Annotated in this window: 10 protein-coding genes; 2 read left to right on the top strand and 8 right to left on the bottom strand. The window is 59.9% G+C overall.

Translation table 11 applies throughout. The annotated features are described in order from the left end of the window. Positions 1-49: 49 nt before the first annotated feature. Positions 50-583 carry an ATP--cob(I)alamin adenosyltransferase gene (locus G5367_RS13840; RefSeq protein ID WP_421244467.1) on the bottom strand — a complete coding sequence of 178 codons (534 nt, stop codon included), beginning with the start codon at positions 581-583 and terminating at the stop codon, positions 50-52. Between the two features lie 89 nt (positions 584-672). Next, positions 673-1,815: a DUF5610 domain-containing protein gene (locus G5367_RS13835; protein ID WP_421244466.1), complete on the bottom strand. Its 1,143-nt coding sequence runs from the start codon at positions 1,813-1,815 to the stop codon at positions 673-675. Between the two features lie 170 nt (positions 1,816-1,985). Here G5367_RS13835 and trmA point away from each other — a divergent pair, with 170 nt between their 5' ends. Further along, positions 1,986-3,119 carry a tRNA (uridine(54)-C5)-methyltransferase TrmA gene (gene trmA / locus G5367_RS13830; protein WP_421244465.1) on the top strand — a complete coding sequence of 378 codons (1,134 nt, stop codon included), beginning with the start codon at positions 1,986-1,988 and terminating at the stop codon, positions 3,117-3,119. A gap of 67 nt (positions 3,120-3,186) precedes the next feature. Here trmA and G5367_RS13825 read toward each other — a convergent pair whose 3' ends face one another. From G5367_RS13825 to G5367_RS13800, 6 genes are all read right to left on the bottom strand, one after another. Further along, positions 3,187-4,920 (bottom strand): methyl-accepting chemotaxis protein, encoded by a 1,734-nt coding sequence (locus tag G5367_RS13825; RefSeq protein WP_421244464.1) that lies wholly within the window; start codon positions 4,918-4,920, stop codon positions 3,187-3,189. A gap of 51 nt (positions 4,921-4,971) precedes the next feature. Continuing rightward, a complete protein-coding gene (gene mglC, locus G5367_RS13820) occupies positions 4,972-5,982 on the bottom strand; it encodes a galactose/methyl galactoside ABC transporter permease MglC (RefSeq protein WP_033136342.1) in 1,011 nt (336 codons plus the stop codon). A gap of 16 nt (positions 5,983-5,998) precedes the next feature. Continuing rightward, positions 5,999-7,519, bottom strand: coding sequence for a galactose/methyl galactoside ABC transporter ATP-binding protein MglA (gene mglA, locus G5367_RS13815; protein WP_033136359.1), 1,521 nt, complete (start codon positions 7,517-7,519; stop codon positions 5,999-6,001). A gap of 53 nt (positions 7,520-7,572) precedes the next feature. After that, positions 7,573-8,559, bottom strand: coding sequence for a galactose/glucose ABC transporter substrate-binding protein MglB (mglB, locus tag G5367_RS13810; protein ID WP_139473043.1), 987 nt, complete (start codon positions 8,557-8,559; stop codon positions 7,573-7,575). 244 nt (positions 8,560-8,803) lie between these two features. Then, on the bottom strand, positions 8,804-11,863 hold the full coding sequence (locus G5367_RS13805) for a beta-galactosidase (RefSeq protein WP_421244463.1): 3,060 nt from the start codon (positions 11,861-11,863) through the stop codon (positions 8,804-8,806). Positions 11,864-12,052: 189 nt separating this feature from the next. Continuing rightward, a complete protein-coding gene (locus G5367_RS13800; RefSeq protein WP_317114277.1) occupies positions 12,053-13,060 on the bottom strand; it encodes a substrate-binding domain-containing protein in 1,008 nt (335 codons plus the stop codon). A 201-nt stretch (positions 13,061-13,261) separates the two neighbouring features. Here G5367_RS13800 and galE point away from each other — a divergent pair, with 201 nt between their 5' ends. Then, on the top strand, positions 13,262-14,275 hold the full coding sequence (gene galE / locus G5367_RS13795; RefSeq protein WP_421244462.1) for a UDP-glucose 4-epimerase GalE: 1,014 nt from the start codon (positions 13,262-13,264) through the stop codon (positions 14,273-14,275).

Below are 14,275 nucleotides of genomic sequence, written 5' to 3'. Positions count from 1 at the left end.
TTTTATTCCGTTCAATCCACCATGGCGTTCGGCTCTTTGCCTGCCGACATCAGTAATTGATGCTGACGTAGGGTACTTCCGGCACCTGCCAGCGCTGCTTGAGGTAGACGGTGAGCACGAAGAAGAAGTTGGCCAGCAGGTTAGCGAAGCGATAGAGAATGGGATCGAAGGCCACCTCGCTCTCTTCCAGCCGCACCAGCAGCCGCACCACCTTCTTGCTGCCACAGCGGCAAAGATGGAGGGTTGGAATGGGCTGCGGCCCCTGTGGCAGCACAAAACCGGTGACGCTACCGCGACTTGCCTCGTTGTAGTGGTCGTAACGGGCCTTGAGCCACTCAAGATCTGCGTCGAAGATCCCCAGCTTGCCGCGTACCGAGCCGTTGAGGTTGTAGATAAGCCGCTGCAACGCCGCGAGATCCGCCATCACGGGCCGGGTATCCGCATCCGGCGCAAGGTGTGACAGCACGGCCCCAACCTGACAACAGAGCTCGTCGGTGGCGATTTCAAAATCACATTTGAGCGAGCTTTCAAAGATAAAGGGGTAGCAGAGCTCGCGCTTGTCTCTTGGCTTCTTGGGGTTCATGGGGCAACCGGATTGGAGAAAAGGCCAGTTTGCCAGCCCCGGGAAGGGCTGGCAAACGGCAGCTCATTACTTGCGTTACGCGCTGTGGCTCAGGCGTTCTTACTGGCGGGCTCGGTGGACGGCTGGAACTGGCCGATCATCCGCAGCGCCTCCAGCATGCGCTGGTTGAAGTTGGTGAAGCTGCTGATCTGTGCCGGATCGCTCTGACCGCGAGCGGCCAGCACTGCCGGGGTCAGCGCCTGTTGCTGGGACTCCGGCAGCAGGGTATCTGCCTGCTTCTGTACCTGATCCAGCTTGGGCAGATAGTCGGCAAACGGCTTGAGCAGATCCTGCAGGGAGCTGGCCCCCTGATAGGTCTGGCTCAACTTGACGCTCTGCTTGAGTTTGAGGGAATAGGAGGCCAGCTGACTGTCGTCCAGCTTCAGTTCATTCGCCTTATCCAGCAGATCCTCGAAGTTGCCGGAGAAGAAGTTCCCCGCCAGCTCGTCGATCCCCTTGACCAGCTTGCCGATGGACTCCATCTCGTCGCTGTTGAGATCCCCCTCCAGTGAGAAGCTGAAGCTCTGACTCGATTTGAGGCTGAACTGACTGCCGCTCTCATCCTTCTGGGACTTGGTCTGCCAGCTGTCGTTGAAGCGCAGCACCACCTTGTCGCCATCCTTGGTCTGGATTTCCAGATAGCCCTGCTGGCGGCTGGCCATCTCGGCCTGCCCCATGTCGGTCGGGGAGACCTTGCCGAAGAACTCCTTCTCGAACTCCTCGAGCCCCTTCTGGATCAGCTTGTAGCTCTGATCGATACCGGTCTTGATATCCTCGTTGTCGGTCGCCCACTTGCCGAGCTGTTTTTTTGCCTCGCCAAAACCATTTTCGATCCCCTTGCGGGCCTGTTCCATCATCCCGGTCAGGTCGTCATCGGATTTACCATCGGCCCGCGCGGCACCAAGCCGCCCGGTCACGAACTGCAACACGTTGTCCGCCACCGACTGGAAGTCGAACAGGGTCTCCGGAGTGATCTCTTCGGGCTCCTTCATTTTGGGAGCCTGATAGCCCTGGCCGTTAATCTCCAGCGAAAACTGCAGCGCCTGCTGGATCAGCACCTGCGCCCACTTGGGCGGCTTGTGCAAGGAGACCTCTTCCTCGCTCTTGACCTGTTTCGGCTCCGCCTGTTGGGGCGATTTGGGAGAAACACCCACTCCCTTGGGTTGGGCTGCGCCCACGCCTTCGATCTGCATAATGTGTCCTCCCACCATGCCTGTAGATCAGCTATCGGCCTGACTGAACACTTCTTAACCACAAAATGCTGGACAATCTGCGGCTGGCTTTTAAAATCGGGCCCCTTTGGGTGGCCTGTTGCCTTCCCCCGATTTCGACCCGGCCCGGCCGGTGTGCATGTGAGGTATTTATGACCCAATCCCAACAGCCTTCCGCGAACGCTCCGGCGCCTAGAACCGCGGCCGACTATCAGGCCCAACTCGACGAAAAGCGCGCTCGCCTCACCGAGCTGTTTGCCGGCTTCACCCTCCCGGCGCTGGAAGTGCACAGCTCACCGGCGGAGTACTACCGGATGCGCGCCGAATTTCGCATCTGGCACGAAGGGGATGACCTCTTCCACTGCATGTATGCCCCGGCGACTAAAGAGATCATCAAGATAGACCACTTCCCCACCGCCAGCCGCCTCATCAACCAGTTGATGCCGCTGCTGCTGGAGGGGCTGCGCCCACATCCGGTGCTGCGCCGCAAACTGTTCCAGATTGACTACCTCTCCACCCAGTCCGGCCAGATCATTGTCAGCCTGCTCTATCACCGCAAGCTGGAGGCCGAATGGCGACAAGCCGCCGAAGCGCTGCAGGCAGATCTGCGCGCCAAGGGGTTCGAGCTACAGCTGATTGGCCGCGCCCACAAGCAGAAGATCTGTCTGGGGGATGACTTCGTCATCGAACAGCTCAACGTGGCGGGTCGCCAGCTCATCTACAAGCAGGTGGAGAACAGCTTCACCCAGCCCAACGCCGCCATCAACGAGCAGATGCTGGCCTGGGCGCTGGATGTGACCAAGGGGAGCGAAGGGGATCTGCTGGAGCTCTATTGCGGCAATGGCAACTTCTCCATCGCGCTGGCGCAGAACTTCCGCAAGGTGCTGGCCACCGAAATCGCCAAGCCGAGCGTCGACTCCGCCCAGTTCAACATCGCCGCCAACGGCGTCGACAACCTGATCATCCTGCGTATGTCGGCCGAGGAGTTCACCATGGCGATGCGTGGTGAACGGGAGTTCAACCGCCTCAAGGGGGTCGACCTCAAGAGCTACCAGTGCAACACCATCTTCGTCGACCCGCCCCGCGCCGGTCTCGACGATGCCACCGTCAAGCTGGTGCAGGAGTACGACAACATCCTCTACATCTCCTGCAACCCCGAGACACTGCAGGCCAACATGGCCGTGCTGGGGGAAACCCACGAAATCGCCCGTTTCGCCCTGTTCGACCAGTTCCCCTGGACCCATCATATGGAAGCCGGGGTCTATCTGCGCCGCAAGGCCGGTTGATTCAGGCAGACAGGAAAACAACAACAGGGCCGGATGGCCCTGTTTTGTTATTGACTGAACACCGGCCTCACTCCAACCGGAAGTGGCCCACGATCTCCCGCAGCCGGTCGTAGGTCTGCTGCATCGCCGCAGAGCTGGCGACCGTCGCTTCGCCATTGTGGGTCAGCTGGCGGATCACTTCGGCAATGGCGCTCATGTTGCGATTGATCTCTTCGGCCACCGCGCTCTGCTGTTCCGCCGCCGTGGCGATATGGCTGATGAGATCGTTGATCTCCACTACTTCCCCCGCCATTAGATCCAGCGACTCGTTGACCCTGGTGGTGTTCTCGGCAGCGCCCTGACAGCTCTGCTTGGTGTTGCCCATGGCCTCCACCACAGTTCGGGTGCCCCGCTGCAGACTGGCCAGCATGGTCTGGATCTCGGCTGTGCTCTGCTGGGTGCGGGCAGCGAGGGAGCGCACCTCGTCTGCCACCACCGCAAAACCGCGCCCCTGTTCACCGGCGCGGGCCGCCTCGATGGCGGCATTGAGCGCCAGCAGGTTGGTCTGTTCGGCAATGCTGCCGATCACCCCGAGCACTGAGCCAATCTGCTGCACATCCTGCTGCATCACCTCGATGGAGCGGGCAGTGGCTTCCACTTCGTCTACCAGCGCCATCACGCTGGCCATCGCCTGATCCACCACCTGACGGGACTGGCTCGCCAGCTGCTGACTCTGGCCGGTGAGCTGGGCGGTGCTGGCCGCACTCTCGGAGACGGAGACCGCGGTGCGGCTCATCTCGTTGATGGCGGTCACCACCTGCTCGGTCTCGCGCACGTGGTCCGCCAGCAGGGACTGGGCGGCGCCGGTCTGGTTGGCCAACCCCTCGATGCCGCTGTTGAGCTGGCCGCTCGCCTGCCGCACCTCCCCCATCATCTCCTGCAACCGCTCGATAAAGCGGTTGATCCCGGCCGAGATCTGGCCAAGGTCATCCTTGCTGGTCACCGCCAGTCGGCGGGTGAGATCGCCACTGCCGCGAGAGAGCTCCAGCACAAGATCCCGCAGCGAGAGGATGGGGCGATATGCCACATTGAGCGCCAACATCGCCAGCACCATCACCACGATCGCCACGCCGCACAGCGCCATGATGATCTGGCCGTTGAGAGCCCGGGTCATGGCCCTGATGTAGTCAAGATCGATGTAGCCGGTCAGCGTCCAGCTGCTGCCGCGAATATCCAGCTGGTTGGGGCGCGCTTCGCTCTCCCCCTGCGGCTTGCTGTCATAGAGGCTGTTGCCCTGACTGTCGGCCAGCGAGAAGTAGCGGCCATCGCCACTCATCTTCTCCAGCAGGCTTTTGAACTCGCTCATGTCGAGGTAGTAGAGATAGGCGGAATCGGCACCGCGTGGCACCAGAATGGTGATGACCGGCTTGCCATCCACCTGTTGCAGCGGGCTGACGGTGATCTGGTTGTTGGCGGCGGGGATCAACTTGCGCAGGGCATCCACTTTGGCGCTGTCGTTGATGACACCGCTCACGTCGAAGGCCATGTCGCCGATCACCTTGACGATGTTGTGAAAGCCGGTCTCTTGCAGGGTCTTCTTGACGTTGGTCACCCCGAAGTTGAGGTTGGCGGCCAACAGAATCTTCTGATTGATGTCGCTGGCCAGCTTCTCTTTGACCAGAGTGATCTGCTCGTTGATGTTGTGGATGGCCTGAGTGCGAATATAGCCACTGATGAAGTGGTTGACGCTAAGCCCGGCAGTGCCGATGGTGACCAGAATGGCCAGTAGCAGCAAGAGGTAAATCTTGACCTTGAATGGCATGGGTTCCCTCCAGAAGAGAGGGCTGGCAACGCCAACCCTCTCTGCCAATCGTTATTTCTTCTTGGCGTACTTCATGGAATCCAATGCCACCGCCAGAATGATGATGCCGCCCTTGATGATGAACTGCCAGTAAGGGCTGACCCCGATATAGGTCAAACCATAGTTGATCAGGGTGAAGATAAGTACGCCGGTAATCACACCCGCGACCGTTCCCACCCCGCCAGCAAACGACACCCCGCCCACCACGCACGCCGCGATGGCATCCAGCTCGTACATGAAGCCGAGGTTGTTGGTGGCGCTACCGATCCGGCCCGCTTCCAGCATACCGCCGAAGGCGTAGAAGACCCCTGCCAGCGCATAGATCATTACCAGATTGACCGCCACATTGACGCCGGAGACCTTGGCCGCTTCCGGGTTGCCGCCGATGGCGAAGATGTTCTTGCCAAAGCGGGTCTTGTTCCACAGCACCCAGACGAACACGCTGGCGATGGCCGCATAGAAGGTGAGATACGAGAGCTTGAAGCCTCCTATCCGGATAAACCCCTGCGCGAAACTGGAGAAGCGGGGATCAAACCCGGCCACCGGCGACGCTCCTACCGAGTCAAAGTAGAGGGAGTTGATACCGTAGACGATGATCATGGTGCCCAGGGTAGTAATGAACGGAGTGACGTTCAGGTAGGCCACGATCAGACCGTTGACCAGACCGATCAGCGCCCCCACCACACACACCAGCAGGATCACCACAGGAATGGGCACCTCCCCCAGCGTCGGGAACACCTTGTTGACGTTGGTCAGCGCCTGCAACATGGTTGCTGCTATGAGTGCCGCCAGACCGACCTGACGACCGGCCGAGAGATCCGTCCCCTGGGTGATGATGATGCCCGCCACCCCCAGCGCGATGATGACCCGCACCGAGGACTGGGTCAGGATGTTGCTGAAGTTGGTGAGGCTCAGGAAGGAGGGCTCCTGGATCACGATGACCATGAGCAGCACCAGCAGCACCAGATAGATGGCGTTTTCCTTGAGCGCCTGCATCAGATTGAAATTTTTAGCCGACTCCATAAATGTCTTCCTGTCTCTAGAGGTACAGAGATGCCAGGCGCAGTATCTCGCTCTGGTCAGTTTCTTTGGTATTGACGATCCCGGCGACCCGGCCGTTGCTCATCACCATGATGCGGTCGGTGATCCCCAGCAATTCCGGCATCTCTGACGAGATGATGATGATCCCCTTGTCCTTCTTCGCCAGCTCCAGAATGAGCTGATAGATCTCGAACTTGGCCCCGACGTCGATGCCGCGGGTGGGCTCGTCGAGCATCAGGATCTCCGGCTGGGTCAGCAGCCAGCGGCCGATAATCACCTTCTGCTGGTTGCCCCCGGAGAGGGAACCGATCTGGGTCTGCTGGGTCGGCGTCTTGACCCGCATGGAGTCGATCACCCACTGGGTATCGCTCTTCATCTTGTTGTCGCTGAGCAGCCCCATGGAGCCCTTGTAGCTGTCCATGTTGGCGATCAGGGAGTTGAAGGCGATATCGAGCCGGGAGTAGATACCGGTGGAGCGGCGCTCTTCCGTCACCAGCGCAAAGCCGTTGCGGATCGCTTCGTGGGCGTTGTGATTGGCTACCTCTTTGCCGTGCAGCTTGATGCTGCCCTGACTGCGATCGCGAATACCGAACAGGGTCTCGACGATGTCGGTGCGCTTGGCCCCCACCAGTCCGGCAATGCCGAGGATCTCTCCCTTGTGCAGGTTGAAGGTCACATCCTGAATGGAGGGCTGGTTCTTCGCCGTCAGGTGTTCGATCTCGAGGATCACCTCTTTCGGCTGGTTGGTTTTTTCAGGGAAGCGCTGGGTCAGTTCACGGCCGACCATCATGCCGATGATCTGATCCATGGTCATGCCCTTGAGCGGCTGGGTTGCCACCCACTGGCCATCCCGCAATATGGTGATCTCGTCACAGAGCTGGAAGATCTCCTCCATCTTGTGAGAGATGTAGACGATGCCGCACCCCTTATCCTTCAACTTGTTGATGATCTTGAAGAGGTGATTCACCTCTTTCTCGGTCAGCGAGGAGGTGGGTTCGTCCATGATGACGATCTTGGCATCGTAGGAGAACGCCTTGGCGATCTCGATCATCTGCATCTGGGAGACCGACAGGGTCGCGACCTTGACCTTGGGGTCGATGTCGATATCCAGCTCATCGAAGATGCGCTTGGTGTCGTCATACATCTTGCCGTGGTCGATAAACCACCCCTTGGTGGGGTAGCGGCCGAGCCACATGTTGTCCATCACGGTACGCTGCAGCACCAGGTTGAGCTCCTGATGCACCATGGAGACGCCATTCTCCAGCGCCTCTTTGGAGGAGGTGAAGTTGATCTCCTGCCCCTTGAAGAAGATCTTGCCCTGATCCTTCTCGTAAATGCCGAACAGGCACTTGAGCAGTGTGGATTTTCCCGCTCCGTTCTCGCCCATCAACGCATGCACAGAATGAGGACGGACCCGTAAATTGACATTATCGAGTGCCTTGACGCCGGGAAAGCTCTTACTGACGTCAATCATCTCCAACAGCCATTCTGATTGTTGCTGTGTTGTCATATCAGCCATCACATCTGGTTGAAAAAAGGGCAAGGGGATCTCCCTTGCCCTGGAGGGGGGAATTACTCGAATTGGGACAGGTTGTCTTTATCCACACCGACGTAGGCAACACGTACGACCTTGTCGACGATATTCCACTTGGTGCCTTCACCGGCCGGTTTGCCTTCAGCCAGGTTCTTGGTCAGCTCGAAGGTAGCTTTGGCCTGGTTGGCCGCATCGTTCAGCACGGTACCCGCCATGGCACCACTCTTGACCATGGCCAGCGCTTCCGGCAGCGCATCGACGCCGAACACCGGAATGGCGGTCTTGCCCTGGGCTTTCAGTGATTCGACTGCGCCCATTGCCATACCGTCGTTGTTGGCGATGACCACTTCGATCTTGTTGGCGTTGGGGCCGGAGATCCAGGCGTCCATCTTGTCTTTCGCCATGGCGGTATCCCACATACCGGTATCCATGTGCAGCTGCTCAGTCTTGACGCCACCGTCGTTCAGGGTCTTGATCACGTAGGAGGTACGTGCTTCGGCATCTGGATGGCCCGGCTCCCCTTTCAGCAACACAAACTGGATCACGCCATCCTTGTTCAGATCCCACTCCGGATGGGCTTTCCAGTGTTTGGCAATCAGTTGACCCTGGATGATCCCTGACTCCTTGGAGTCGGTGCCCACGTAGTAGGCCTTGTCGTAGCTGGCCAGATCGGTAGCGCTCGGCTCCTTGTTGTAGAAGACAACCGGGATATCTTCACCACGGGCTTTCTCAATCACCACCGGCGCCGCCGCCGGGTCAACCAGGTTGATGGCCAGCGCCTTCACCCCTTTGGCCAGCAGCACATCGATCTGGTCGTTCTGCTTGGACTGGTCGTTCTGGGAGTCGTTCATCAGCAGCTCCACCCCCGGAGTGGCTGCAGCCTCCTTTTCGATGGCCTTGCGCACGACCGCCATGAAGTTGTCGTCATATTTGTAAACGGTCACCCCGATACGGGTATCAGCCTGGGCATTGGCTCCAGCCATCATGCCCATCAGCAGGGCAGCAACGGTCGTCAGTTTTTTCATTATGTGTGCTCCGATGTGTCTATCTGTGTTGTAGGGTGGCGAGCAATTGAGCAAGCGCCAATCAATGTAATCAGTTTGTTGTCATTTCTTCTGTGATCATGACGACAAAATGAAAACGATTACACTCTGTTACATTGAAACTTTGTTTTTATTTTTCAAATGCATATGAATAAAAATCAGTTTTGAGACTCAATCATTTCCACAGCATTGAGGCTAGTCGTTACTGGCCTGTTGTCAAAATGGCTCAACGAAGGGTGCAGCCCCAACGGTAACGATGCTCGAGCAGTTGATACTCGGGACGCACGCTCTGGCTCCAGGAGTCATCTCCGCCCACTCCCATGTGAGCACCATCGAGACAGACCCACAGCCCCTCCTCTGCCACCAGATCGCTCTGGTGACGAGCAGCGGCCAGCTGTTGCTGACTGAAGCGGCTGGCACTGAAATGGAAGCTGCCGCTCACCGTCGTGCTGCCCAACTGCAACTGGCGGGTATCGCAGCGCAAGCCGTTGTCGCTCGGGAAGATGTAAGGGGTATGCATGGCCTCCAGCGGCAGGCTCCAGCGACCGAGATCGGCGCCCAGCAGGCGATCCGGATAGTTCTCGTGCGGCCCACGCCCCAGCCATTCTGCTCGCGCCGGTAACTCGGCCAGATGAAGCAGCAGACCGATCCGCGGCAGCGAAGGCAGCACCTGCGCCAGCTCGGTCTCTATCTCAAGGCTCATGGCGCCATCGTCGGTAAAGCGATGATGCCAGTGACTCACCAGCAGCAGCTCATCGTGGTGGAAGTAACCATGGCTGACCCGGATATCCCCTCCGACGACCGCGATCCCCAGACAGCGGTGCTGCCACTGACCGAGGCCACAGCCCTGCCAGCGAGCAATCCAGGAGTTGGGGTCGGCGTGATCCGCTTCGCTGGTGCCGATGTCGTTGTCGAGCGGCGCCCGATAGAAGTGATCCATGATCGGCGCCAGCAGCTGCTCCTGCCCCGATTTTTGCCAACTGGTGATACGGCCGCTCTGCTTGTCGAGCCACCACTGGCTGTTTGCGGCGGTGATCCGCCAGCCATCCGGCTGCTCGCTCAGGGTGGCGGCAGCGGCGGGAGCAGGCAGAGCAAGGGGGGTCGGCAGGGTGAACTGCTGACGGGCGACCTTGTGATCCGCCTGCGACCAGGGGGTGGCCTGCGGCTGAACGATGGCCAGATCGAGCCAGGCCAGTGAGCCTGCCGCAAAGGCGGGCAGTGTCTCGCTCAGGGTCAACTCGACCACCCCCTGTGGCGCCAGCTCAAGGGAGAACTCCCCCTGCTGCTGCACATGGCCGTTCTCACACAACTGCCAGCAAAGCCGCTCGTTGTCGGTTTCCCGAAACAGGTATTCGCTCTCGATCCGCACCCGCAGCGGGGTGTGCTCGAGCAGGGCAAAACGGAACGGCTGTTGGGCGCGCTTAGCCTCGCACAGGGCGGGATGGGGGGTGCGATCCGGGAACAGCAGGCCGTTGCAGCAGAACTGGCGATCATTTTGCACATCACCAAAGTCGCCGCCATAGCCCCAGTAGTGGCGACCATCGATGGTGTATTTGTCGAGCCCCTGATCGACCCAATCCCAGACAAACCCGCCTTGCAGACGTGGATGATCGCGAAACGCCTGCCAGTAGTGGGCGTAGCCCCCGAGACTGTTGCCCATGGCGTGGGCATATTCGCAGAGGATCAGCGGCCGGTGCTCGCCGGGCAGGCCGATCCACTTGGCCAGCGCCCACTTGGGCACCGCCGGGAAGGGCTGATCCTGATGGGTTCTGGCATACATGGGGCAGATGATGTCGGTGGCCGGGGTATCGGCCCCGCCCCCCTCGTACTGCACCGGACGGCTCGGATCGCTGCGCTTGATCCAGCCATACATGGCATCGTGGGCCGGGCCGTAACCCGACTCGTTGCCCAGCGACCAGATGATGATGGAGGGGTGGTTGAAATCCCGCGCCACCATGCGGGTCGCCCGCTCCAGAAAGGCATTGCTCCAGGCGGGATCCCGCGCCAGCCGCCCCATCGGAGTCATGCCGTGGGTCTCCAGATTCGCCTCGTCCACCACATAGAGACCGAGCCGATCGCAGAGGCGATAGAAGTCGGGGTGGTTGGGATAGTGGGAGCAGCGCACCGCATTGAAGTTGTGGCGCTTCATCAGCAGCAGATCCCGCTCCATGGTGGCGCGATCAATGGCATAGCCTTTGGCGGGGTGATGCTCGTGACGGTTGGCACCGCGAACAAGCAGCGGCTGACCGTTGACCCGCAGCAGGCCGCCACGGATCTCCACCACCCGAAAGCCTACATCGCACGCCTCGCTCTCGATAGCCTGGCCCAGCTCGTCCAGCAGGGTCAGGGTCAGGCGATAGAGATGGGGCGTCTCGGCGCTCCACTTGCGCGGCGCAGCCACGTCGAGCCAGAACTCGGCGCGATCGTCATACGCCCCTTTTTCATCAATGGCTTGGGTGCCGATCGGCTGGCACAGGGTCGCAACCCGCTCGCCACCGTCATAGAGATTGGCCTCCACCGACAGACCGGCCGCATTGGCCGCCTGCAGTGCAATCTTGAGGCGGCCATCCCGATAACAGGCGTCCAGCTCGGGGGTGACCCGGATATCCATCAGATGACGGGCCGGTTTGTGCAACAGGCTGACGGAGCGGAAGATCCCAGACAGCCACCACATATCCTGATCTTCCAGATAGGAGCCATCGGACCAGCGCAACACCAGCACCGCCAGCCGGTTGCGACCGGCCTGCAGGTACGAGGTCAGATCGAACTCGGCGGGCAGGCGGCTGTCCTGGGAGTAACCGACCCAGCGGCCGTTGCAGAAGAGATAGAAGGCGCTGCTCACCCCGTCAAAGATGATCCGGCTCTGGCCGCTGGCCAGCCACTCAGCCGAGAGTTCGAACTCGCGGGAGTAGCAACCGGTGGGGTTATCTGCCGGTACTCGCGGTGGATCGCAGGGAAAGGGGTACTTGATATTGGTGTAGATGGGGCCATCGGTGAGCGGCCGCGCAACCGGATAGGCGGCATCCAGCTGCCAGTTGCCCGGCACTGTAATGGGGCAAGCATCAACCAGATCCTGCGCCAGCCAGCTCTCGGGCACCAATTCGGGAGCGGCAAAGAAGGAGAAGCGCCACTCGCCATCGAGCAAGAGACGGGAGGAAGAGGCCAGATCCCCCCTGGCATCCGTTTCGCTGCGCCAGCTGAACATGGGGGTATGGGCAGCCAGACGGTTTACCGACGTAATGGCCTGAGTCTGCCAATCCTGACGCGCCACTATCTCCCTGAGCATTCACTCTCTCCCTGCTGATTGGAAAACGTATTTAGTCTAGAGAAGTATGACGCAGGGAACGGCGATCTCGCTCACACAGATGTAAACGATTACACTGATTTTGTTAAGTAAAGCGGAGTAAAAATGATTAAAAACAGGTAAAACAATAACTGTGCAAGAAACGGCCCCGAACAGGGCCGTAAAAGGGGGCTATCCGGCCCGAACCGGTGCCACCGAGTGGCGATTGATCAGGGTGGGGGTATAGATCCGGCTCTGGGTCGCGTCACTCTCCCCCGCCGCCAGCTGAATGGCAAGCTTGGCCGCCTGGGCCGCCATCAACTCGATGGGATAGCGCATGGTGGAGAGCTTGGGCCTCAGGTATCTGGCATAGATGATGTCATCGAAGCCCACTACCGAAACCTCCTCCGGCACTCGCAGGCCGTTGTCGGCCAGCACGGAGATGGCGCCCGCCGCCATGGCATCGTTATAGGCCACCACGGCGGTCACCTTGAGCCCCTTGGCCAGCAGGTTGAGCATGGCACGCTCCCCCCCCTCCTCGTTCGGCGTGCCGCTCTCGATAAGCTCGGGATCGGCTGCCAGACCGGCTTCCATCAGTCCATCCTGATAGCCCTGCAGACGCAAGGTGGCATCCTCGATGGCGTGATCCGAGCTGATAAAGGCGATATGGCGGTGGCCCAGTTCGATCAGGTGGCGAGTCGCCGTAGCGGCCCCCAGCCGGTTGTTGAGGGCGATGCAGCGTCCCTTGAGGGCCGGAATATCGCGGTTGATCAGCACCATGCCGGGCACTCGCATGGCGTAATCGTAAAGTTCCTCGTCGCTCAGCGCCTTGCTGTGCACCACCAGCGCCTCGCAACGCTTGCCGATCAGCAGCTCGATCGCTTCACGCTCCTGACGCGCCTTGTGAAAACCGTTACCCATCAACAGGTGGAGATTCTGCTCGACGGCGATGCCGGAGACACCCTTCACCAGTGCACCGAAGAAGGGATCGGCCACGTCACCCACCACTACCCCCATGGTGTCGCAAGTCTGGCTGACCAGGGCCCGCGCGTTGGCGTTGGGGGTGTAGCCCAGTTCGACCATTGCCTTCTGCACCACTTCACGAGACGCAGCGCTGGCCTTGGGGGAGTTGTTCATCACCCGTGAAACCGTTGCCACCGACACATTGGCCAAACGGGCGACATCCTTGATGGTGCTCATGCTGTTTTCACTTCTTTCACTGTGCAATAGAGCGCCATTATACCCAGCAAACCCTTTGAAAACAGAGGTGAAACGCATATCTGCCATCAGGATGATCACAAAAACAGTGTAATCGTTTACACTATTTTGCAAGCAAGCTCACAGTTTGGTCGCCACACCCTCGGCTAGACTGCTTCCAGACACTTTTCAGTGGAGAGCAAGATGAACGTTCTGGTCACCGGCGGTTGCGGATATATCGGCAGCCACACCTGTCTGGCCCTGCAAGCGGCAGGTATGAATCCCGTGGTGGTCGACAACCTCTGCAACAGCAAGCGCAGCGTATTGACTCGAGTCGCGGCTATCAGCGGCCAGCAACCCATGTTCTATCAAGGAGATATTCGCGATGCCGCCCTGCTGGACCGGATCTTCGCCGAACAGCAGATCGATGCGGTGATCCACTTTGCCGCCCTCAAGGCGGTCGGCGAGTCGACCCGCATTCCACTGGATTACTACGAGAACAACCTCGGCGGCACCCTCACCCTGCTGCAGGCGATGAAACGGGCCGGGGTGCACAATCTGGTGTTCAGCTCCTCGGCCACCGTCTACGGCGATCCCGCCAGCCTGCCGATCCGCGAGGATTTCCCCCGCAGCGCCACCAACCCCTACGGGCGCTCCAAGCTGATCATCGAGGAGATCCTCGAAGATCTGCAACTGGCCGAACCCCACTGGAGCATGACCCTGCTGCGCTACTTCAACCCGGTCGGCGCCCACGAATCGGGCACTATGGGTGAAGACCCGCAAGGGATCCCCAACAATCTGATGCCCTATATCACCCAGGTGGCCATCGGCCGTCGCGACTGCTTGTCTGTCTTTGGAAACGATTACCCCACCCCGGACGGCACCGGCGTGCGCGACTACATCCATGTAATGGATCTTGCCGAAGGACACGTCAAGGCGCTGCAACACTGCGTAGGCAAGGGTGGCGTGCACACCTACAACCTGGGCACAGGTCAGGGCCAGAGCGTGTTGCAGCTGGTCGCCGCTTTCTCTGCCGCCTGTGGCAAGCCGCTGCCATTTCGCATCGAACCGCGCCGCCCGGGCGACATCGCCGCCTGCTGGGCCGATCCGGCCAAGGCGCAGCGTGAGCTGAGCTGGCAGACGACCCGCAACATCGACGCCATGTGCGCCGACAGCTGGCGCTGGCAATTCGCCAATCCGAACGGTTACGAGGAGTAG

The sequence above is a fragment of the Aeromonas sp. 604282 genome, from assembly GCF_049170575.1.
Lineage (GTDB): Bacteria > Pseudomonadota > Gammaproteobacteria > Enterobacterales > Aeromonadaceae > Aeromonas > Aeromonas veronii_A.
Note: the sequence above shows the minus strand (reverse complement) of the source record. Positions and strands in the feature narration are given on the sequence as shown.

Bases quoted from the DNA above. Each gene is read 5' to 3' on its own strand.
- G5367_RS13825 (WP_421244464.1), bottom strand. From the start codon at position 4,920: ATGCCATTCAAGGTCAAGATTTACCTCTTGCTGCTACTGGCCATTCTG.
- G5367_RS13800 (WP_317114277.1), bottom strand. From the start codon at position 13,060: ATGAGCACCATCAAGGATGTCGCCCGTTTGGCCAATGTGTCGGTGGCA.
- G5367_RS13835 (WP_421244466.1), bottom strand. From the start codon at position 1,815: ATGCAGATCGAAGGCGTGGGCGCAGCCCAACCCAAGGGAGTGGGTGTT.
- mglA (WP_033136359.1), bottom strand. From the start codon at position 7,519: ATGGCTGATATGACAACACAGCAACAATCAGAATGGCTGTTGGAGATG.
- mglC (WP_033136342.1), bottom strand. From the start codon at position 5,982: ATGGAGTCGGCTAAAAATTTCAATCTGATGCAGGCGCTCAAGGAAAAC.
- mglB (WP_139473043.1), bottom strand. From the start codon at position 8,559: ATGAAAAAACTGACGACCGTTGCTGCCCTGCTGATGGGCATGATGGCT.
- G5367_RS13805 (WP_421244463.1), bottom strand. From the start codon at position 11,863: ATGCTCAGGGAGATAGTGGCGCGTCAGGATTGGCAGACTCAGGCCATT.
- trmA (WP_421244465.1), top strand. From the start codon at position 1,986: ATGACCCAATCCCAACAGCCTTCCGCGAACGCTCCGGCGCCTAGAACC.
- galE (WP_421244462.1), top strand. From the start codon at position 13,262: ATGAACGTTCTGGTCACCGGCGGTTGCGGATATATCGGCAGCCACACC.
- G5367_RS13840 (WP_421244467.1), bottom strand. From the start codon at position 583: ATGAACCCCAAGAAGCCAAGAGACAAGCGCGAGCTCTGCTACCCCTTT.